Genomic DNA, 18,502 nt, shown 5'->3' with positions numbered 1-18,502 from the left:
GATGCAGGAGGAGTCGGTTCCCCAGTCTCACATGTGTTGACCGATTACAAAGGCTTGACGAGTAACGGCTGGCCCCCTATACTTTCCTTTGCTGTTTGCGGGGCTGTGGCGCAGCTGGGAGCGCGTCTGAATGGCATTCAGAAGGTCAGGGGTTCGAATCCCCTCAGCTCCACCAAAACGAGGCTCGAGCCTAAAAGCTCGAGCCTATTTCTTTGCTCAACCACCTCCATCCCTAAAGCGGTAGGCCAGCAAACGCAACCCCACCAGCACCACAAAAACCGTGCCGCCCTCGTGGGCCACTACCCCCAGCGGCAGGGGAACGTGTCCGGCCAAGGCCAGTATGCCCACCACCCCAATCACCCCCAGGGCGAAGCTTAGGTTGAAGTAGACCGTGCGCGCAGTGGCCTGGGCCAGACGTTGGGCCCCTACCAGGCGGGTGAGGTCGTTTTTCATCAGCACCAGGTCGGCACTCTCCAAAGAGACATCCGCGCCGGCAGCCATCGAGACCCCCACCGCTGCAGCGTTGAGGGCTGGCGCATCGTTGATACCATCGCCCACCATCACCACCACCCCTTCGCGCGAGAGTTCCCGGATACGCTCCAGCTTCTGCTCTGGCAGGAGTTCGGCATAGACCTCGGGGATGCCTACCTGAGCAGCCACATGCTCGGCCACCGCCTTGCGGTCGCCGGTGAGCATCACCACCCGAGCCCCCCGCTCTTTGAGCCGGGCAATGGCCAAAGCCGCCTCTGGGCGGGGGGCATCGGCCACCCCCAGCAAGGCCAGCGGGCGGTCTTCCATCCCCAATACCGCAGTGGTCTGCCCCTGTGCCTCCAAAGCCTGCATGCGCTGCTCCAAGAAAGGGGGCATCTCCAAGCCCAGCTCTGCCAAGAGCCGGCGGTTGCCCACCCAGACCGGCCGCCCATCGGCCAGCACCCCCACCACCCCGTGCCCCCGGATGGCCCGGATTTCGCTTACCTCTGGCACAGGGCCCTCCCAGGCCTGCACGATGGCCTGAGCAATGGGATGTTCGCTGTAGCGCTCAATTCCTGCGGCCAAGGCGCGGGCCTCGGCCTCGCTGCCGTACAACACCTCGAGGCTCACGAGCTGCATCCGTCCCTGGGTGAGGGTACCGGTCTTGTCGAAAACAAAGATGTTGGCCCGGGCCAAAGACTCTAGCGCAGCCCCGCTCTTGAACAACACCCCCGCCCGGGCCCCCGCCGCCATCGCAGAGAGCACCGCCGCAGGAGTAGCAATCACCACCGCACAGGGGCTGGCCACCACCAGAAAGGTCATGGCCCGATACCAGGCCTGGGCGGCCTCGAGGCCAAACCCATAGTGGGCCACCAGGAAAATCAGGGGGGCCGAGAGCAACACCGCCACGGTATAGGGCCCTTCGAAACGCTCAGCGAAGCGCTCGGTACGGCTTTTGGCCGCGCGGGCACTTTCCACCAGCTCGATGAGCTTGGCTAGGGTACTTTCGCTGGCTGGGCGCTCCACCCGCACCCGCACCACCCCGTGGCCGTTGAGGGTTCCGCTTTTGACCGGGTCCCCTGGCTTTTTCTCCACCGGTACGCTCTCGCCGGTGAGGGCACTCTCGTCCACATCGCTGTAACCTTCCAGCACCACCCCATCGGCGGCAAAGCGCTCCCCAGGCCGCACCACCAAGACATCCCCAGGGCGCAGGGCCTCGAGGGGGCGCCACTCCTCTCGGCCATCGGGCCACACCACCTGGGCCCCTTCAGGGTACAAGGTCATCAGGGCCTCGATGGCCCGGCGGGTACGGTTCATGGCCCAGCTTTGCAGAGCGTTGGAGAGGCTAAACAAGAAAAGCAGAATGGCCCCATCCCCTGCCTGCCCCACCGAGGCTGCACCCAAGGCAGCCACCACCATCAGCAGGTCCACATCCAACTTGCGCTCCCGCAGCAAGCTGCGCACCGCCTTGAGGGCTGAAGGAACCCCTCCGCTGAGGAAGGCCAGGCCCCATAGGACATTTGACCAGCCCGTCCGTTCGTGGGCTTCGGCTACAAACCCTCCCACCACGCCCAAAAGGGTCAGGCCGGAGAGCACGAAACCACGCCCTACCTCGTTGTGCCAGAAAAACGGCCTGGGGTTCTGCCGTTGGAAAGGAGAGGGAATCGCTGCGCTCATAGAGGTGCCCTTTCACTATTGAAAATAGCAATCATTCGCATTAAGAATAGCCTAAGCCGCACCCCCAATACAAGTCCAATCCCGAGCGATTTAGTGCGGATTTTCCGCGACCCATGGCCAATTCTACCGCACCCTCTGAAGGGCATTTGGGGCAAAGCTCTATACAGGCCGCTTGATGATGGCCAGAGCCTCAAGCAGGTCGCTTTCCCCAAAAGGTTTGGCAATGTGGTTGACCCGCATGCTCCGCACCCACAACCCCCGGGGTGGCCGCTCGCTAATCAGCCAGATGGGCAGATAACGCCCCCCGGGCAAGGCCCGAAGCTGGCGCACCTTGTCCGGCAGATCGACCCCTTCTAGCAAAATCCCCTGCAAAGGCTGGTGCTCGAGGATACGCCGGGCGCTTTTCAGGTCGGGAGGGAGCATTACCCGGTAGCGATGGCGCTCGAGGGTAACCAAGAGCAGCCTGCGCACCAGATGAGAATCGCTCAGCACCATCAGCAAAGGGTCTTGTGGGCGCACCTCGGCTTCCGCCAGGATGCCCCGGCTTTTCAGTTCGTAGAGGAGGTGGTAGACCTGCTCTTCCGGTAGGTCGCATTCCAGGGCAATCGAGCGGGCCCGCCGAAGGCCATCCACCGCCTCCAGCACCGTCCAGGCATCGGGCGGGAGGGCGTGGCGGGTAGGGTCGCCGACCAAGCGCAACACGCTCTGTGGCTCTACCTTGCCCCGGGTCCACTCGTCCAGGCGGCGCAGGGCCTCAAACAAAAGGGTACTGGTATCGGCCGCGCCTGGCAGCAAGACCTGTGAAACCTCTAGGGGTGGGGGTTCGGCCAGCAGTTCACCCTCCCGCTGGGCCAGCAGAGTGGCCAATGCCTCGAGGATCTGCGCCTGCAAGGCCTCAGAAAGCTCATCCTCGCTGATAATCCCCTCTTGCAGGGCCAAAAAGCCCAGGGGCGTGCCCGGATTCTCCTGTTGCTGGTAGCGAACCAGTTCCTGAACCTGTTCCAGGGTCAGGTAGTCAAAGCGCACCAGGTACTCTCCCAGGTGGGGGCCCGGATGGGTATGAATGTAGGCGATTTTACCCTCGCGCATGTGAATGCGGCCCCGCAGCCTGGGACAAAAAAGGGTGATCACCGCGCTTTTGCGGCCCGCCTCGAGGGCCCGCAGCAAATCGCCCAGCTCGACTTCCCCCAACCTAGCGCGAATCATGGTGGGTTACCCAACCCCAGTATGCCATCCCAAAGCTGGAGCCTTGGCAGGCTATACGGAACGCAGCAAGGCCCGCATAGCCTCTGGCACAGGCTGGGGCCTGCGGGTCTGTGGGTGGGCAGCCACATAGATCACCTCTCCGCTCGCCAGATGCTCCCCAGCGCGAAAAACCCCCAACACGAACTGTAGGCTGCTGTTTCCTATCCGCCCTACCCGCACCCCGACCTCGAGTTCGTCGTCGTATTGCGCAGGCGCGTGGTATTCCACCGTGGCCTTAACCACAAACAAATCCAACCCGAAGCGCTCGAGGCTACCAGGGTAGGGCAGGCCCACCGCCCGCCAGTACTCGGTGATGGCCACATCGAAATAGGTCAGGTAGTGCCCGTTGAACACGATGCCCTGAGGGTCAGTCTCGGCCCAGCGTACCCGCAGGCGGTGCAGGAAGGGAAACTCGGAGGGCTGCATTGCCTCCAGCATACCCCGTGGCCCGGTACAATCGGCACCAGGGGTGAGCCAAGTATGTTCGAGGGATTCCAACGCCTGGAGATCCAGACTTCCCAGGTACGCATCCACCTGGTGAAAGGCGGCAGCGGCCCACCGCTTTTGCTGTTGCACGGCTATCCCCAAAGCCATGTGATGTGGCACCGCATCGCCCCAGCCCTGGCCCAGCACTTCACCGTGGTCGCCCCCGACCTGCGGGGCTACGGTGACAGCGCAAAACCCCCTGGCGACCCTGCCCACTGGAACTACAGCAAGCGCCAGATGGCCCAGGATCAGCTCGAGGTTATGCAGGCTTTGGGCTTCGAGCAGTTCTACCTGGTGGGCCACGACCGTGGCGGACGGGTGGGCCACCGCCTGGCCCTCGACCACCCCCAGCGGGTGTGGAAGCTGGTGGTGCTGGATATCGTGCCCACCCCCTATGTCTTCGCTCACCTCAGCCGGGAGCTAGCCGTAGCCTACTACCACTGGTTTTTCCTGGCCCAGCCCCCCGGCTTTCCCGAGCGGCTCATCGCCTGCGACCCCATCGGCTTTCTACGGCAGAAACTGGGGGGCTGGGGCAGTGGGCTGGCGGTCTTTGCCCCCGAGGCCCTGGCCGAGTACGAGCGCTGTTTCCGCGACCCCGCCACCATTCACGCCACCTGCGAGGACTATCGTGCCGCGGCCAGCATCGACCTCGAGCACCACGCCGCCGATACCCGTCTGGTCGAATGCCCTCTGCTGGCCCTATGGGGGCGCAAAGGCATCGTCCACCGCACCTGCGATGTGCTTTCGGCCTGGCGCGAGTACGCCCGGGATGTGCGGGGGGAAGCCCTCGAGGCCGGCCACTTCCTCTGCGAGGAAAATCCCCAGGCCACCACCCAGGCCCTGCTGGCTTTCCTGCTGGGCTGAGGGCCGCTTAGGGTTTGAATACCACTTTGATGCCCCGCCGGCGCACCACGGTCTGGATGGCCTCGGGCCAGGCTTCCAGGGGAAAGTGGTGGGTGACCATAGCCTCGAGGCCCTCGAGTTCGGGCAGCATCCGCACCGCCTGGGAAAAGTCATCCCAGCTATAGGCGTAGCTCCCCACCAAGCCGACCTCGCGGAACCAGTAGGGGGAGAAATCGTGAAAGGCCGCCCCTGGCGCACCCAATAGCAAGACCCGCCCGCCTTCGCGCACCGCCCAGCTCGCCTCCTGCAACCCCCCGGGAGAACCCGAAGCCTCCACCACCCCCTCGAATCCCCCGCGCCAGGAAACCGCCCCCAGAATCCCCCGAAAGCGCCGGGCCTCCACCGCCTGCTGGGCCGCTGGGGTGGAGGGAAAGACCCGCTCTGCCCCAAAGCGCCGGGCCAGCTCAGCCTGAAGAGGGTGGCGGGCTACCGCATACAGCGGGCCCGCAAAGCCCAGCACCCGCAGCAGCTTGAGGGCTATTAGGCCAATGCTGCCCGCACCGATCACCAGCATCTGGGCCGGCCAGTGGAAGCCCCCCTGCTGCTCCCAAGCCTGCCGGATACCGTGCAGCACTACCGCCACCGGCTCAGCCAGCACGGCCCGCTCGTCGGGGACGCTCTCGTCCACGGGGAAAATCCGCTCGCGGTGGGCTACCATGCGCTGGGCCCAGCCCCCCACCAGGTCAGCGCAAAAGCCGATCATACCTGGGGCCAGGCTGCCTCCAGCCACGTTTAGGCACAGGTGGTCGTCGCCCCGGGCGCAGGCCGGGCAGTCGGGCAGGCCGCGCTCGAGGCAGGCCAGCACAGGGTTGACCACCACCCGCACCCCGCCCAGCTCGGCCAGAACCTCGTGGCCCAACACCGCAGGAAAAGAAAACATCCCCGAAAGCGTAGGGGCCTGCTTGCCGTAAAGTAGGGCAATGTCGCTGCCACAGATACCCGCCATGCGTACCTTGAGCCGCTCATAGCCTTGCGGGCGCTCGGGTTCAGGCAGGGTGGATAGCTGCAGGGGAAGGGCTTTAGGGGGGTAGCGCTTACCCAGCAGCCTAGCCGCCGCATAGCGCGGTATCGAGGGCGTAAAAAGTAGCGCCCGCATTAAAGCCGAGGGGCTCGAGCTGGAACGGGCCAGGCTATGGGTGGATAAGGCGGCCAGTGCGCTCTGCATTCTGAGCCTATTTTGCTCCCTAGCTGGCACCAGAGAAAAGAGCAGCCGCCTTTTCTGCGCCTAGGGCACCTTTTGCATGGGGTTACAGGGCTGCTTCAGGTAGGGGTGGTATAAGATACAAGGGTTATGATCCCGATTGACCTATCTGGCAAAAAAGCCCTGGTGATGGGCGTGACCAACGAGCACAGCCTGGGCTGGGCCATCGCCGAAAAACTATACGCGGCCGGGGCAGAGGTGGCGTTTAGCTATCAAGGGGAGCGCCTGCGGGAAAAGCTGGAAAAACTGACCGCAGGGCGGCCCCACCCACGCCTTTACCAGGTGGATGTAACCCAAGAAGAAGCCCTCAAAGCTATGTTCGACGACCTGCGCCAGGCCTGGGGTGGGCTGGACTACCTGGTACACTCCATCGCCTTTGCCCCCCGTGCGGCCATGGAAGGGCGGTTCATCGACACCACCCTGGCGGACTGGAATACTGCTTTGCAGGTCTCAGCCTACTCCCTGGTAGCCGTAGCCCGTGAGGCCGAACCCCTGCTACGGGAGGGCAGCAGCATCGTCACCCTGACCTACTACGCCTCGCAGAAAGTGGTGCCCAAATACAACGTGATGGGCATTGCCAAAGCGGCCCTGGAAGCCAGCGTGCGCTATCTGGCCTATGAACTAGGGAAGAAAAATATCCGCGTTAATGCCATCAGCGCAGGGGCCATCCGTACTGTGGCGGCCATGAGCATTCCCGGTTTCCGCAGGATGGTGGCCAAATACAACACCACCGCCCCCCTGGGCCGGATGATTACCCATGAGGAGGTGGGCAACCTGGGGCTATACCTGCTCTCCCCTCTTTCCAGCGGAACTACCGGGCAGACCGTTTACGTGGATGCCGGTTACAGCATCATGGGCATGAGCTTTGAGGAAGAAACATCTTAAACCCCCGGCCTATCGTGCGGGATGGGGTACGGCCTCCATGCCAGCGCGTTCACCGTTGGGCCACAAACGGTACGCTGGCTGGGGGCCCCACCACGACAAGGCGATATTAGCGGCGCTTACGGCCTCCCTTGCCCCCTCCAGGCTTCTTGCCACCCCCGCTAAACCCGCCCGAACCGCGTAGAAAGCTCTTGAGCTTGTTTTCAAACTCGGGAGCTTGACGCGGCAAGCGCTTGGGCCGAGGTGGTTCAACCGGAGCGGGGGTGAGCTCTTTGATGGAAAGGTCAAGGCGGCCCTTCTCATCGCGGCCCAGCACCAGCACCGAGATCACATCGCCCTCGCTCAGGTGGTCGCGGATGTTCTTGACGAACTCGTGGGCTATTTGGGAGATGTGCACCAGCCCTGACTCTCCTGTGGGCAACTCCACAAAAGCACCAAAATCCATGATGCGCGTCACGCGACCTTCTACAATGGCACCGGCTTCAAGCTCCATTCAGGCATTCCTCCAAAAAACATCGAAAATCCCAGGGCAGAGGTGTACTCGAGCTGTTGCGGGATTCACGATTGGCTTAATATAGCCCATTTCCCGGCAAAGCCCAAGCCCTGGAGATTTGTATGACGCATTTACAACACCTATCCAGAAAAGTGATATATTGAAACCACGGAGGAGTCCATGATCGCCGAGCGACCCCAGGAGCTGTGGTTCGAGCCAAATCGCGAGGAGCGGCAGGTTATCGGCACCTTGCGGGATTTTCTACAGGCCGAGGTAGCCCCTACCGCTGCTTTGCGCGACGAAAGCGGGGATTTCCCCTTTGAGATCGTGAAAAAGCTGGGCGAAATGGGGGTGATGGGGGCCCAGGTACCCGAGCAGTACGGAGGGGCAGGGCTTTCCACTCGCATGTTTGCCCGCATCATCGAAGAAATCGCCACGGTGGACGGTTCACTGGCCCTCACCGTGGCCTCGCACAACAGCCTCTGCACCGGCCACATCCTGCTGGCTGGCAGCGAGGAGCAGAAGAAGCGTTTTCTACCCCGTCTGGCCTCAGGGGAGGTGCTGGGAGCCTGGGGCCTGACCGAGCCGGGCAGCGGCTCGGATGCCGCAGCCCTGCAGAGCAGAGCCGAAGAAACCCCTGAGGGCTGGGTACTCAACGGCAGCAAGCAGTTCATCACCCAGGGTTCGGTGGCAGGGGTTTACGTGGTCAACGCCCGCACCGACCCTGCCCCCAGCCCGGATAAGAAGCACCTGGGAATTTCCGCCCTAGTTTTCGAAGGGCCCATTCCTGGACTGCGCATCGGGCGCAAGGAGAAAAAGCTGGGGCTGAACGCCTCCGACACTGCCCAGCTTATCTTCGAAGACCTGATCCTACCCAAAGAGGCCCTCTTAGGGGAGCGGGGCAAGGGCTTTTACGACGTGATGAAGGTGCTGGAAGGAGGGCGTATCGGGATTGCCGCCATGGCGGTAGGGCTAGGGCGAGCAGCTTTGGAATTTGCCGCCAAGTACGCCCTCGAGCGCGAGCAATTTGGCAGGCCCATCGCCGAGTTCCAGGCCATCTCGCACAAACTGGCCGACATGGCTACCCAGCTCGAGGCGGCCCGCCTGCTCTATCTCAAAGCCGCAGAGCTACGCGATGCCGGCAAGCCCTACGGCTACGCGGCAGCCCAGGCTAAGCTCTTCGCCTCGGAGGTGGGGGTACAGGCCTGCGACGAGGCCATCCAGGTTCTGGGGGGCTATGGCTACATCAAGGAATATCCGGTGGAGCGCTACTGGCGCGACGCCCGCCTGACTCGCATTGGCGAGGGGGCCAGCGAGGTTTTGCGGGTGATCATTGCCAAACACCTGCTGGCCCAGTTCCGCTGAGGGCTTCCCCGGCTTTTTCCCCCCTGCTATCCTTTCCCCGTGTACGCCTGGTTCAGACCCTGGCTGTTCCGCCAGGACCCCGAGACCATCCACGAGCGGGTCATGCAAGGGCTGGCCTGGTTGGCCCGGCGCGGGCCGACCCTCGATTTGCTGCGGCGGCTTTACGCACTGGAAGACCCCCGCCTTCGGGTTCACGCCTTTGGCCTGCATTTTCCTAACCCCATCGGACTGGCCGCAGGTTTCGACAAGAACGCCCTGGCCTTGCGGGCCTGGCCAGCTTTGGGGTTTGGCCACGTAGAAATCGGCTCCATCACCGCCTTGCCCCAGCCGGGCAACCCGCCTCCCCGGCTCTTCCGGCTTCCCCAGGATCAGGCCCTCATCAACCGTATGGGCTTCAACAACGAAGGGGCCGAGCGGGTGGCGGCCCGCCTCGAGAGCCTGCAGCAAACCTTCGGCAGGCTATCGGTGCCTGTGGGCATCAACCTGGGCAAATCCAGGGCTACTCCGCTAGAAAAGGCCCCCCAGGACTACCTGGAAAGCCTCTTCCGCCTCTGGCCCTATGGCGATTACTTCGTCATCAACGTTAGCTCGCCCAACACCCCCGGCCTGCGGGCCTTGCAGGAGCGGGAACGGCTGGAGGAGCTTTTGTCGGCCCTAACCGGTTTTGTTCAGCAGCGCAAACCGCTATTGCTCAAAATCGCCCCCGATCTAAGCTGGACCCAGATCGACGAGATACTGGCCCTGGCCGAACACTACCGCCTCTCTGGGCTCATTGCCACCAACACCACCACCCAGCGCGAGGGTCTAAAAGCCTCCCTAGACGAAGCTGGCGGGCTTTCCGGGAAGCCCCTTGGGCCACGCTCTTTGGAGGTGCTGCGCTACCTGCACCGGCAGCTTAGAGGCCGGCTGCCCATCGTTTCGGTAGGGGGGATTTTCAGCTCCGAGGATGTATGGGAGCGGCTGGTGAATGGGGCCACCCTGGTGCAGGTCTACACCAGCCTGGTCTACGAAGGGCCCTCCCTGGTCAAAAAGCTCTGCCGGGGGCTACTAGGGCGCATGGAGCAGGAGGGCCTACGCAGCCTCGAGCAGCTCAGGGCTCTATAGCAGCAACTCGCGGATCTCCCCCAACCTTTCCTCGGCGGCCTGTTCGCCATCGCGGATGGCTTGGTCGAGCTGCTGGAAGCTGAACAAGCCGATGCCCTCGAGGCGGGGCCGCAGCACCAGATCAGGGCGCGAAACGGCCAGCTTTACCTCGGCCAGGCGAATCTGCATAATCTCCACCGCCCGATAAACGTTCTGGATAGGGTTCACGTCGATGCCACGGCGGAAAACCTGCGCCCACCAGCTCTTCTGCCGGGGCTGCTCGCGCAGTACCTGCAAAGGGGTCACATCTACCGCAATCACCCGTTCCGCGCCTAAAAAGCGGGCTAGGTCCACTGGAATCTGGTTGAGAATCCCCCCGTCGGCTAGCAGCTGGTGCCCTACCCAGATAGGGTTGATGGCCCCCGGATAGGCAATGGAGGCCCGGATGGCCTGGAACACATCCCCCTGGCGAAAGTAGACCTCGGTTCCAGTGATCAGGTCGGTAGCGGTAATGCCAAAGGGGATGGGAAAATCCTCAAACCGTCGGGGGATGTAGGGCTCTAGCAGCCGAACCAGCTCGCTGAAGTTGAGCATGTCGCTCAGGGGGTTCAGGTCCAATAGGCGCCAAAGAGAGGTTTGGGCCAAAAGGGCTTCTACCTCATCCGCGCTGTGGCCCGCAGCGAAAACCGCCCCTACCAGGCTGCCCATGCTGGTGCCGGCGATGGCGCTGGGCTTGAAACCCTCCCGCTCCAGCACGCGCATCACCCCGATGTGGGCATATCCCTTGGCTGCCCCACCCCCCAACGCCAGGCCAAAGCGTCTGCACTCCGGCATACCCTAGGCTAGAACAGAAGGTAGGGCAGACTCAAGGCCTGTCCAAGTCCAAGAAGCGCTCCCGCAGCTCAGGGGTAGGTACCGGGCACGTGGGAAGGCGGCCAAACATCCGGTAGCGATGCCGGGCCACCACCCGGTAAAGTCCGTCCCGCAAGGGTCTGGGCAGAAGCCAAAACACCGTTAGGATGCGCCAAAAACCACCCAAGCGCCAAAGGATGTAGAAAACTGCGTCGGAGTTCCGCCAGACCCGGCCCTCCTCGAGGATCACCACGCTTTCAGCCAGGCCCGAGGAGGCCAGGCCATGCCGGGCCAAAAGCTGTTGCCCGGCCTCGGACTGCTGGGCAGCAAAGCGGAAGTGCGCCTGCCGGTCGTGGCGCAAGATGAACTGCACCGTGCGGTGGCACAGGTTGCACACCCCGTCGAAAAGCACTACCGCCGGCATACAACCAGCATAGACAGCCCTGTCCCCAACGAGTGTGTTCAGGGGTGCAGGCCGGCGAACTCCAGGCCGGTGGTCTCCGGCCAACCCATGCGCAGGTTCAGGCACTGCAGGGCATGGCCAGCGGTACCCTTGACCAGGTTGTCGATAGCCGAAATAACCACCAAGCGCCCGGTCTCGGCCTCGAGTTCAAACCCCACATCGCAGTAGTTGGTGCCCTCCACCACGCCCGGGTCGGGGTAGCGGTGGATGCCCTTCTTCAGCTTGACCAGGCGGATGAAGGGCTCGTTACCGTACACCTTGCGATAAGCTGCCCAAACCTCCTTTTCTCCCAGGCCCTCGCGCAAGAAGGTCTGAGCGGTCATCAGGATACCCCGCACCCGGTCGGTGGCCACTGCGGTTAGATGAACCTCGGGCCGGCCCGGCAGGTGCTCGCGAATCTCGGCAGTGTGGCGGTGGCCGGTGGGCTTGTAGGCCCGGATGGAGCCGGCCCGCTCGGGGTGGTGGGAAGCCAGGCTAGGCTCAGCCCCAGCGGCACTGGTGGAGATCATCACAGTGACGAAGATAGGCCCTTCGCGCAGTAGCCCCTCCTTGAGCAGAGGAAAAAGCCCCAGGATGGTGGCGGTGGCGTTGCAACCGCAGCAGGCAATGCGGTCGGCACGGCGCAACGCTTCGCGGTAAAGCTCGGGGTTGCCATAGACCCACTCTCCCAAGCGCTCGGGGCGGGGGTGCGGCTCGCCGTAGTACTTCCGGTAAAGCTCGAGGTCCTTCAGGCGGAAGTCCGCCGACAAATCGAGGATGATTGGGGCTAACCCCTGGTACTTCTCCAGTTCCTTGGCCGCCACCCCGTGGGGCATAGCAAGCACCAGGATGTCGCAAGGCTCCAGCGCCGCTGGATCGACAAACTTAAGGTTGGTGCGCCCACGTAGGTTGGGGTGCACCAGGCTGACCGGGTCGCCCAGGTAGCGCCTCGAGGTCACCTGCTTGACCTCGAGGTTGGGGTGCCCCAAGGCCAGGCGCAGAAACTCTCCCCCGGCGTAGCCTGAACCTCCTACGATGGAGACCGTCTTCTTCTCGCTCATCGCAACCCTCCTTAGCATACCCAAGCCGGCTTCCCCCTTGGCTTCCCATGCGGTAGGGTGGTAGGCACTAGACCCATGAAACCCCGATCCTTCTCCCAAGCCATCGGCTTCGACGACTGCCCTTTCCCCCACAAGCACCGCGGCGACGTGCGCATTGTGGGGGCGGTGTATGCTGGGGAGCGGCTGGAAGGAATACTGAGCGGGAAAGTCCGGCGGGATGGGCAAAACAGCACCGCGGTCATCGCCCAGATGGTGCAACAATCCAAGTTCAACGCCAACCTCCAGATCGTCTTTCTGCAGGGTATCGCCCTGGCCGGGTTCAACGTGGTGGATATCCACGCCCTGGCCGAGATACTGGAGCGTCCGGTGCTGGTAGTCACGCGCCGCATGCCCAACCTAGAGGCCATCCGAAAAGCCCTGCTAAAAGTACCGGGCGGGAAACGCAAGTGGGCCCTTATTGAGCAGGCCGGCGCCCCCGAAAAGGTCGCTGGGGTCTACGTGCAGCGGGCCGGGCTCTGCCTCGAGGAAGCCGAAACGGCCATCCGGCGCTTCGCCCTGCACAGCCTTATTCCTGAACCCCTGCGCACAGCCCACCTCATCGCGGGGGGCATCGCCACGGGGCAGAGCCGGGCACGGCCTTGAATCAGGCACAGCGCAGGCTCCAGGCGTATTCCAGAATCTTCCCCGGTATATCCACCCCGGTAACGCTCACCGAGTTTTTGAACTCCATGGTGTGGTTGACCTCGTTGACCAAAAGCCCCCGGGGCGACTCAAAAAGGTCGATGGCCACCACCCCGCCCCCTACGGCCCGGGCCGCCCGCACCGCTAGCTCGGCCAGCTCGGGCGTCACCTCGCAACAGGAGGCCTTACCTCCCCGGGCGGTGTTGGTGATCCAGTGCTCGCTGGTGCGGTAGATAGCCGCAATACAGGTATCGCCCACCACAAAGGCCCGGATGTCGCGGCCTGGTTTTTCAACCAGTTCCTGGATGTAATACAGCTGGTGCGGGTAGCCTCCCAGCACCTCTTTGTGCTCCAGGAGGGCCTCAGCGGCGTCGCGGTCGTTGATGCGGGCCAGCAACCGGCCCCAGCTCCCCACCACCGGTTTCAGCACCACCGGGTAGCCCATCTGCTCGATGAGCCTGAGGGCCTCCTCCCGCTCGGTGGCCAAAGCGGTGCGCGGCTGGGGCACCCCAGCGGCTTCCAGAGCACAGCTGGTGGCCCACTTGTCGCCGCAGACCTCGATCACCTCGGGTCGGTTAACCACCGGGATACCCAGACTGGCCAGGTAGCGGCTCACAGCCAGGCCCTTGCTCTGGGAGACCAGCCGCTCCACCGCAACGCTGACCCCCTCGAGCGCCGCAGGGCGCTCCCCTAAGCCCATGGGCAGCTGCTTGGCGTACACTTTGCGAAAAGGCAGGCCCAGCCGCTCGGCAGCGGCAAAGAGCATCTCCTCATCGGGGCGGATGCGATCGTAGAGGATGGCCAACATAACGTTTTCCCAGCCACCTCGCTTACTCACTCCCCCCAGTCCTCAGCTTCCTCGGGGGCCGCCTGTAGGGTAAGGGGCTCGAGGTTCACGACTTCCAGCTCGGCCCCGCAGGTCTCGCAGACCACCAGCTCGCCTAGCTCCGGGTTGCTCAGTTCGATTGGGCTACCACACTCCACACACTCAGCGGTCATAGTTCTTCCTCCTCTTCCTCAAATTCCGACCAGTCCGGGGTAAAACGGTGTCCGCACTCCGGACAGATCACCTCTTCCTCGTGGCCGTCTATCTCAAAGGTCAGGCCGCACTCCGGGCAGTCTACAAAAAAGCCCTCCTCGCCATCCTCGATGACCACTACCTCCAGAGGGTCGGTGGAGAGAATCTGCAGGTAGGCCCCACAGGATTCGCACTCGAAGTAGTCCTCGGGGGTGAGTTCTTCCAGGTCCTCCCAGGGGAGGTAGTTGGGCTCGTGGCATAGCGGGCAGATCACTTCCAGGTCTTCCATAACCCACCCAGTTTATCCCTTTTCCCCGGGAAAGCGGCCATACTTACGGTAATAGGCGAGGAGGCTGCCCTCTTTTAGGGCCTCGAGCAGAAAATCGGGCGGGGGCCTAAGCTGGAAGGTCTCCTTCCCCCGGCGCAACACGCCCTGCTCGAGCCAAAGTTCCACCTCATCGCCGTCCTCGAGGGCCTCCACCACCTCGGGGGCCTCGAAGGGCAGGATGCCCAGGTTGACCAGGTTGCGGTAGAAGATGCGGGCGTAGCTCTTGGCCACGATGGCCTGCAGCCCCAGCTTGCGCAGCGCTTCCGGCGCATACTCGCGGGAAGAGCCCAGGCCGGTATTCCGCCCACAAACCAAAATGTCGCCGGGCCTGAAGCCCTGGGCAAACTCGGGGCGAAGGTGGGCAAAGGCGTAGGTGTGGAACTTATCCTCCCCCACCATGAACGGGGCGTACTTACCCGGCAGGATGTCGTCAGTGTTGATGGCATCGCCAAACTTCCAGACCCTAGCCACGGGGCACCTCCTCCAGGGCCTCGGGGGTGGTGATGAACCCAGCCACCGCGCTGGCCGCTGCCACCCGGGGGCTGACTAGGTAAATCTCCGCATCCGCCGCCCCCATCCTTCCTTTGAAATTGCGGTTCGAGGTGCTCACGCAGACCTCCCCTGGGGCCAACACCCCCTGGTGCCGCCCCATGCAAGGCCCACAACCAGGGGTACCAATGGTGGCGCCGGCCTGCAAAAGGGTAAGAAGGGTGCCATCGGCGGTGGCCTCCTCCAACACCTGGGATGAGGCCGGAATAACCAAAAGCCGCACCCCCGGGGCCACCTTCCGCCCTTTGAGCACCGCCGCCACCTGGTGCAAATCATCGAGGCGCCCGTTGGTGCAGGTGCCCACGAAGACCTGGTCCACCTTCTTGCCCATCACCGAGTCCACCGTCTGCACGTTGTCCACGTAGAAGGGCACCGAGACGCGCGGGGTCAGGGCCGAAAGATCGATCTCCACCTCGCGCACGTAGGCCGCGTCCGGGTCGGGGTAGAGCCAGCCGGGCACGTCGTAAAGCTTCAGGACCTCGCCGCTGGGCACCACCAGCCCGCACTTGGCCCCGGCCTCCACGCTGAGGTTGGCCAGGGTCAGGCGCTGGCTGCGGGTGAGGGACTCGGCGCCGTCCTCGAGGTGGATCTCGATGCTCCTATACGTCGCCCCGTCGGCGGTGAGGCGGCGCACCATCTCCAGCGCGGCATCCTTGGCCGTCACGCCCGGCGCAAAAGTCCCCCTGAAGGTCACCTTGACCGATTCGGGCACCCGCAGCCAGGTGCGGCCCGAGGCCGCCGCCAACGCGATGTCGGTGGCCCCCATGCCGGTGCCAAAGCAGGCCACCGCCCCGTAGGTGGTGGAGTGGGAGTCCGAACCCAGCACGATCCCGCCGGGCAGGGCCAGGCCCTCCTCGATGAGCACCTGGTGGCAGATGCCCCGCCCTACGTCGTAGACCCGGCAGCCCATGCGGCTTCCCCACTCCCGGATTTCCTTCTGGGCCTTGGCCACCTCCACGTTGGCCGCCGGGGCCACGTGGTCGATGACGATGGCCACCTTCTCGGGGTAGCGGGGCGTGGCTCCTAGGTAGTCCAGCCGCTTGAAGAAACTCCCGGCGATGGAGTCGACCACCATCACCTGATCCACCTCCACCACCACCAGCTCACCCGAGCGCACCTCGCGCCCGGCGCGCTGGGAGAGGATTTTTTCGGCTAGGGTTAGGCCCATTGTCGCACCTCCAACACCTCCACACTGCCTCCTACCTGGATGTTCATAGCCCTGTTCCCATCGGATTCGTAGCGTGCCCAAAGCCTCGAGGGTTTGCCCATCGCCATGCCCTGAAGCACCTCGCACTCCTGCTGGCCTTCCCAGAACCAGGCGAGATACCCACACAAGCTCGCCAGGGTGTAGCTTCCCGCGTTGTCTTCCGGAATGCCCTTTGCTGGGGCGAAGAAACGTAGCTCGATCTGGTGGCTATCGACTGTCTGGCGGTCCGGGTTGAACGGGTCGAAGCGTATCCGCCTAAAAGGCCCGCCGAACACTACCACGCCGTTGGTTCCAGTCGCGCGGTTAATCTCAGCGATGGCCTCGAGGTCGGGGTTCACCCCGTCGGGGTCGGCAGGAACGATGAGGTTGCGCTTGGTGTTCCCAGCCGCTCTGATGCCTTTGTGCCAGTCGATATCGAGCCAGTCGAGGTTCAGGGCAGCAATGAGGGCGCGAACATCCAGCTCGAGCTCGTGCCGCCGGGTGTCTTCCTGGCGGCTCCACCACAAGCCGCCCGCGTAGAAAACCTCGAGTTCCTCCTCCCCCATCCGCACCCTGAGCCGTTCACCCCCCTGCCCGGTTCGCCGCAGGTGCTCGGCCACCGCCAGCGCGCCGGAGTCGCTCGAGCCCTTCTCCTTGCTCGGGGAGAAGAAACGCACGGCTGCTGAAGCGGCACTGACCCCCAAGATGAACGCGGTGAGCGGGGCGCCGCTCCCTGCCGCGATGCGCTGCATGTTCACAGGGTCATCCACGCCCTCCACCACGGCAAACTGCTTGCCTCCACCGGGTGCGGCGGCGAACACGGAGTAATGGGCAATCACGCTCATAAATCTCTTGCTATCGACTAGTCCAGGTTCTCCAGCCTCGCCGTGGGCACCTCTTCGGGGATGGGGTGCTTGCGGATGCCGCGGGCGGTGGCGATTTCCAGCAGCAACTCCTCGGGCTTCTTGCTGCGCCCGATCTCGTGGGTGCGACCCTTGAACTCCTGGGTGATCTCCTTGGCCTGCTCCTTGCTGATCTCGAGCGCCTCGACCTCCTTCAAATAGTAGTAGATCAGGTGCCAGCCTGAAAGCGGCCCCAAGAGAAGCTGGTTCTTATCCACGCCAAAATCGTGCAGGTTGTGGGCTTCGTAGACCTTTTTTTCGTTGAGAACGGCTTTTTGATGCACTCCAGCGGTGTGCGTGCGGTTGGTAAGGGAAACCGGCTCGGTGTAGGGCACCAGGGTGCCCAAAATGGAGGCCATTAGCACGTTCAGGGGGTAGCACTGGCTCAGGTTGTACTGCTGGAATAGCTCAGGGTAGTGCTTGGACAGGTTAAACAAGGCCCCGGTCACCGAGGGAATCCCCGAGCGCTCAGCCAGGCCCCAGATGGAGGTGTCCAGGTAGCGCACCCCCGAGCGCACCGCCGCCAGCACATTGGCCAGGGCCAACCCCCGGTCGTTGTGAAAGTGACCCTCCAGCGCTACTTTAGGATAGCGCGCCCGCAAAGCCGTCACCACCCGGGTTACGTCCTCCGGCTCAGCCAGCCCTACCGTATCGGGCAGGCCAAAGGTGTGGACATAGGGGTACAGAGCATCGTACAGGCGATAGAGGTCCTCGAGGGGGGTACGAAAGGCGTCTTCGGCACTGAAGCGCAGGTAAAGGTCAGGGTAGCGCGCCCGGGTCTCCTGCACCACCCGCTGGGCCAGGGCCACGGCTTCCTCCAGGCTTTTCTGGGCGTTGTGCTGCTGGGCTAAGGGGGAAACCCCCAGGTAAAGGTTCAGCCCGTCAAAGCCAGCCTCGAGGGCCGCCTCGATATCGGCGGGGTGACAGCGGCAGTGGGCCAGGAAGACCAGGGGCCAGGGGCTATGCTCCCGAGCAAAGGCCATCAACTCGCGCACGTCCTGGGCCTCGGCCTCCCCCACCACCGGGGAAAAGAGCTCGATGTGAGTCACTCCCAGCTCCAAAAGACCCGCCAGCAGCTGCTTTTTTTCCTCGAGGCTAAAGCGGTACTTCCCCGTGTCGAATAGAAGCGGCGACTGCTGACCATCGCGCAGGGTGGTGTCGATGATTTCGACTATGCGGTTGGGGACAGGCTCTGCCATAGCATCCTCTAAACAAAAAAGCCCGCAGAAGCGGTGCGGGCCGGGGTGCGCAAGGCGTGGACTCGCTCAGGCCAGCCCCCCGGCGTTGGATTTTTTACCCGCAAAATGCATCACCGGCCCATCCTAATGGGGGCTTTGCCCCCTGTCAAGATTGTGTAATCGGTCAACACATGTGAGACTGGGGAACCGACTCCTCCTGCATCTTAGCTAAATACTCCAAGGGAGCAAGACCCCCCAGGGCCATGTGAGGCCTTCGGCGGTTGTAGTGGTCCAGGTAGGCATCCAGCTCTGCCTGTAGCTCGCTGAGCCGGGGGGGCAGAGGCCGGGTATAGAGCTCCTCCCTAAAGGTCCGTTGCACCCGCTCCACGTGACCATTGAGTTTAGGACTCCTCGGCGGCAGCACAAACAAGGCAATCCCCAGAGCACAGCAGGCCTCCTCAAACTCGGCCATGAACTCGCTGCCCCCATCCACCTGGAT

General features: G+C 63.4%; 20 protein-coding genes, 1 tRNA gene and 1 pseudogene. 6 read left to right on the top strand and 16 right to left on the bottom strand.

Going from position 1 to position 18,502, the window contains the following annotated elements; all coding sequences use genetic code 11:
* Nucleotides 1–99 precede the first annotated feature (99 nt).
* Nucleotides 100–175 (top strand) — tRNA-Ala (locus G552_RS0110590).
* Nucleotides 176–216: 41 nt separating this feature from the next.
* Here G552_RS0110590 and G552_RS0110585 read toward each other — a convergent pair.
* From G552_RS0110585 to G552_RS0110575, 3 genes are all read right to left on the bottom strand, one after another.
* Entirely contained in the window at nucleotides 217–2,148 is a 1,932-nt protein-coding gene (locus G552_RS0110585) for a heavy metal translocating P-type ATPase (RefSeq protein WP_027883012.1), read from the bottom strand.
* Between the two features lie 159 nt (nucleotides 2,149–2,307).
* Nucleotides 2,308–3,354, bottom strand: a complete 1,047-nt coding sequence (locus G552_RS0110580) for a DUF4388 domain-containing protein (RefSeq protein ID WP_027883011.1) — start codon at nucleotides 3,352–3,354, stop codon at nucleotides 2,308–2,310.
* Between the two features lie 51 nt (nucleotides 3,355–3,405).
* Nucleotides 3,406–3,819 carry an acyl-CoA thioesterase gene (locus G552_RS0110575; protein ID WP_084640426.1) on the bottom strand — a complete coding sequence of 138 codons (414 nt, stop codon included), beginning with the start codon at nucleotides 3,817–3,819 and terminating at the stop codon, nucleotides 3,406–3,408.
* 54 nt (nucleotides 3,820–3,873) lie between these two features.
* Between G552_RS0110575 and G552_RS0110570 the strand changes: the two genes are divergently transcribed.
* Nucleotides 3,874–4,743, top strand: a complete 870-nt coding sequence (locus G552_RS0110570) for an alpha/beta fold hydrolase (protein ID WP_027883009.1) — start codon at nucleotides 3,874–3,876, stop codon at nucleotides 4,741–4,743.
* A gap of 7 nt (nucleotides 4,744–4,750) precedes the next feature.
* Here the strand turns inward: G552_RS0110570 and G552_RS0110565 are convergent, their stop codons facing one another.
* A complete protein-coding gene (locus tag G552_RS0110565) occupies nucleotides 4,751–5,878 on the bottom strand; it encodes a zinc-dependent alcohol dehydrogenase (protein WP_027883008.1) in 1,128 nt (375 codons plus the stop codon).
* Between the two features lie 195 nt (nucleotides 5,879–6,073).
* On the opposite strand from G552_RS0110565, the gene G552_RS0110560 reads away from it, so the two are divergent.
* Entirely contained in the window at nucleotides 6,074–6,868 is a 795-nt protein-coding gene (locus G552_RS0110560; RefSeq protein ID WP_027883007.1) for an enoyl-ACP reductase FabI, read from the top strand.
* Between the two features lie 106 nt (nucleotides 6,869–6,974).
* On the opposite strand, the gene G552_RS0110555 is transcribed toward G552_RS0110560, so the two are convergent.
* Complete coding sequence (locus tag G552_RS0110555; protein WP_027883006.1) at nucleotides 6,975–7,358, bottom strand: S1 RNA-binding domain-containing protein; 384 nt, start codon at nucleotides 7,356–7,358, stop codon at nucleotides 6,975–6,977.
* A gap of 180 nt (nucleotides 7,359–7,538) precedes the next feature.
* Between G552_RS0110555 and G552_RS0110550 the strand changes: the two genes are divergently transcribed.
* Together G552_RS0110550 and G552_RS0110545 are read left to right on the top strand one after the other, a co-directional pair.
* On the top strand, nucleotides 7,539–8,723 hold the full coding sequence (locus G552_RS0110550) for an acyl-CoA dehydrogenase family protein (RefSeq protein ID WP_027883005.1): 1,185 nt from the start codon (nucleotides 7,539–7,541) through the stop codon (nucleotides 8,721–8,723).
* Nucleotides 8,724–8,762: 39 nt separating this feature from the next.
* Complete coding sequence (locus G552_RS0110545; RefSeq protein ID WP_027883004.1) at nucleotides 8,763–9,827, top strand: quinone-dependent dihydroorotate dehydrogenase; 1,065 nt, start codon at nucleotides 8,763–8,765, stop codon at nucleotides 9,825–9,827.
* Here G552_RS0110545 and G552_RS0110540 read toward each other — a convergent pair.
* Genes G552_RS0110540 through argC form a run of 3 tightly spaced genes read right to left on the bottom strand, consistent with a single transcriptional unit; the run spans nucleotide 9,822 to nucleotide 12,161 of the window.
* On the bottom strand, nucleotides 9,822–10,640 hold the full coding sequence (locus G552_RS0110540; protein ID WP_027883003.1) for a patatin-like phospholipase family protein: 819 nt from the start codon (nucleotides 10,638–10,640) through the stop codon (nucleotides 9,822–9,824). The genes G552_RS0110545 and G552_RS0110540 overlap by 6 nt on opposite strands.
* Nucleotides 10,641–10,671: 31 nt before the next feature.
* Nucleotides 10,672–11,082: a thiol-disulfide oxidoreductase DCC family protein gene (locus G552_RS0110535; RefSeq protein WP_027883002.1), complete on the bottom strand. Its 411-nt coding sequence runs from the start codon at nucleotides 11,080–11,082 to the stop codon at nucleotides 10,672–10,674.
* 38 nt (nucleotides 11,083–11,120) lie between these two features.
* Nucleotides 11,121–12,161 carry an N-acetyl-gamma-glutamyl-phosphate reductase gene (gene argC, locus G552_RS0110530; RefSeq protein WP_027883001.1) on the bottom strand — a complete coding sequence of 347 codons (1,041 nt, stop codon included), beginning with the start codon at nucleotides 12,159–12,161 and terminating at the stop codon, nucleotides 11,121–11,123.
* A gap of 75 nt (nucleotides 12,162–12,236) precedes the next feature.
* On the opposite strand from argC, the gene G552_RS0110525 reads away from it, so the two are divergent.
* Nucleotides 12,237–12,803 (top strand): endonuclease dU, encoded by a 567-nt coding sequence (locus tag G552_RS0110525; RefSeq protein WP_027883000.1) that lies wholly within the window; start codon nucleotides 12,237–12,239, stop codon nucleotides 12,801–12,803.
* A 1-nt stretch (nucleotide 12,804) separates the two neighbouring features.
* Here the strand turns inward: G552_RS0110525 and lysX are convergent, their stop codons facing one another.
* The 8 genes and pseudogenes from lysX to G552_RS15255 all read right to left on the bottom strand — a co-directional run.
* The gene (gene lysX, locus G552_RS0110520; RefSeq protein WP_027882999.1) at nucleotides 12,805–13,650 is read right to left on the bottom strand and encodes a lysine biosynthesis protein LysX; all 846 of its coding nucleotides are present in this window, start codon (nucleotides 13,648–13,650) and stop codon (nucleotides 12,805–12,807) included.
* A gap of 26 nt (nucleotides 13,651–13,676) precedes the next feature.
* Nucleotides 13,677–13,841 (bottom strand): lysine biosynthesis protein LysW, encoded by a 165-nt coding sequence (gene lysW / locus G552_RS0110515; protein ID WP_027882998.1) that lies wholly within the window; start codon nucleotides 13,839–13,841, stop codon nucleotides 13,677–13,679.
* Nucleotides 13,838–14,149 (bottom strand): paraquat-inducible protein A, encoded by a 312-nt coding sequence (locus G552_RS0110510; RefSeq protein ID WP_027882997.1) that lies wholly within the window; start codon nucleotides 14,147–14,149, stop codon nucleotides 13,838–13,840. The genes lysW and G552_RS0110510 overlap by 4 nt, the downstream gene beginning before the upstream one ends.
* Nucleotides 14,150–14,161: 12 nt before the next feature.
* A complete protein-coding gene (locus G552_RS0110505; RefSeq protein ID WP_027882996.1) occupies nucleotides 14,162–14,659 on the bottom strand; it encodes a LeuD/DmdB family oxidoreductase small subunit in 498 nt (165 codons plus the stop codon).
* Nucleotides 14,652–15,905 carry a 3-isopropylmalate dehydratase large subunit gene (locus tag G552_RS0110500; RefSeq protein WP_027882995.1) on the bottom strand — a complete coding sequence of 418 codons (1,254 nt, stop codon included), beginning with the start codon at nucleotides 15,903–15,905 and terminating at the stop codon, nucleotides 14,652–14,654. Before G552_RS0110500 ends, G552_RS0110505 begins: the two co-directional genes overlap by 8 nt.
* On the bottom strand, nucleotides 15,896–16,768 hold the full coding sequence (locus G552_RS0110495; protein ID WP_027882994.1) for a PhzF family phenazine biosynthesis protein: 873 nt from the start codon (nucleotides 16,766–16,768) through the stop codon (nucleotides 15,896–15,898). Before G552_RS0110495 ends, G552_RS0110500 begins: the two co-directional genes overlap by 10 nt.
* A gap of 17 nt (nucleotides 16,769–16,785) precedes the next feature.
* Nucleotides 16,786–18,024, bottom strand: a complete 1,239-nt coding sequence (locus G552_RS0110490) for a LeuA family protein (protein WP_027882993.1) — start codon at nucleotides 18,022–18,024, stop codon at nucleotides 16,786–16,788.
* A 110-nt stretch (nucleotides 18,025–18,134) separates the two neighbouring features.
* Nucleotides 18,135–18,502, bottom strand: a pseudogene (locus G552_RS15255) (integrase core domain-containing protein); the annotation flags it as partial.

The sequence above is a fragment of the Meiothermus rufus DSM 22234 genome, from assembly GCF_000423425.1.
Lineage (GTDB): Bacteria > Deinococcota > Deinococci > Deinococcales > Thermaceae > Meiothermus > Meiothermus rufus.
This window is presented reverse-complemented; position numbering and strand designations above follow the sequence as displayed.

What these genes read in the sequence shown, in the direction of transcription:
- G552_RS0110585 (WP_027883012.1), bottom strand. Translation starts at nt 2,148, where the DNA reads ATGAGCGCAGCGATTCCCTCTCCTTTCCAACGGCAGAACCCCAGGCCG.
- G552_RS0110580 (WP_027883011.1), bottom strand. Translation starts at nt 3,354, where the DNA reads ATGATTCGCGCTAGGTTGGGGGAAGTCGAGCTGGGCGATTTGCTGCGG.
- G552_RS0110575 (WP_084640426.1), bottom strand. Translation starts at nt 3,819, where the DNA reads ATGCAGCCCTCCGAGTTTCCCTTCCTGCACCGCCTGCGGGTACGCTGG.
- G552_RS0110570 (WP_027883009.1), top strand. Translation starts at nt 3,874, where the DNA reads ATGTTCGAGGGATTCCAACGCCTGGAGATCCAGACTTCCCAGGTACGC.
- G552_RS0110565 (WP_027883008.1), bottom strand. Translation starts at nt 5,878, where the DNA reads ATGCGGGCGCTACTTTTTACGCCCTCGATACCGCGCTATGCGGCGGCT.
- G552_RS0110560 (WP_027883007.1), top strand. Translation starts at nt 6,074, where the DNA reads ATGATCCCGATTGACCTATCTGGCAAAAAAGCCCTGGTGATGGGCGTG.
- G552_RS0110555 (WP_027883006.1), bottom strand. Translation starts at nt 7,358, where the DNA reads ATGGAGCTTGAAGCCGGTGCCATTGTAGAAGGTCGCGTGACGCGCATC.
- G552_RS0110550 (WP_027883005.1), top strand. Translation starts at nt 7,539, where the DNA reads ATGATCGCCGAGCGACCCCAGGAGCTGTGGTTCGAGCCAAATCGCGAG.
- G552_RS0110540 (WP_027883003.1), bottom strand. Translation starts at nt 10,640, where the DNA reads ATGCCGGAGTGCAGACGCTTTGGCCTGGCGTTGGGGGGTGGGGCAGCC.
- G552_RS0110535 (WP_027883002.1), bottom strand. Translation starts at nt 11,082, where the DNA reads ATGCCGGCGGTAGTGCTTTTCGACGGGGTGTGCAACCTGTGCCACCGC.
- argC (WP_027883001.1), bottom strand. Translation starts at nt 12,161, where the DNA reads ATGAGCGAGAAGAAGACGGTCTCCATCGTAGGAGGTTCAGGCTACGCC.
- G552_RS0110525 (WP_027883000.1), top strand. Translation starts at nt 12,237, where the DNA reads ATGAAACCCCGATCCTTCTCCCAAGCCATCGGCTTCGACGACTGCCCT.
- lysX (WP_027882999.1), bottom strand. Translation starts at nt 13,650, where the DNA reads ATGTTGGCCATCCTCTACGATCGCATCCGCCCCGATGAGGAGATGCTC.
- lysW (WP_027882998.1), bottom strand. Translation starts at nt 13,841, where the DNA reads ATGACCGCTGAGTGTGTGGAGTGTGGTAGCCCAATCGAACTGAGCAAC.
- G552_RS0110510 (WP_027882997.1), bottom strand. Translation starts at nt 14,149, where the DNA reads ATGGAAGACCTGGAAGTGATCTGCCCGCTATGCCACGAGCCCAACTAC.
- G552_RS0110500 (WP_027882995.1), bottom strand. Translation starts at nt 15,905, where the DNA reads ATGGGCCTAACCCTAGCCGAAAAAATCCTCTCCCAGCGCGCCGGGCGC.
- G552_RS0110495 (WP_027882994.1), bottom strand. Translation starts at nt 16,768, where the DNA reads ATGAGCGTGATTGCCCATTACTCCGTGTTCGCCGCCGCACCCGGTGGA.
- G552_RS0110490 (WP_027882993.1), bottom strand. Translation starts at nt 18,024, where the DNA reads ATGGCAGAGCCTGTCCCCAACCGCATAGTCGAAATCATCGACACCACC.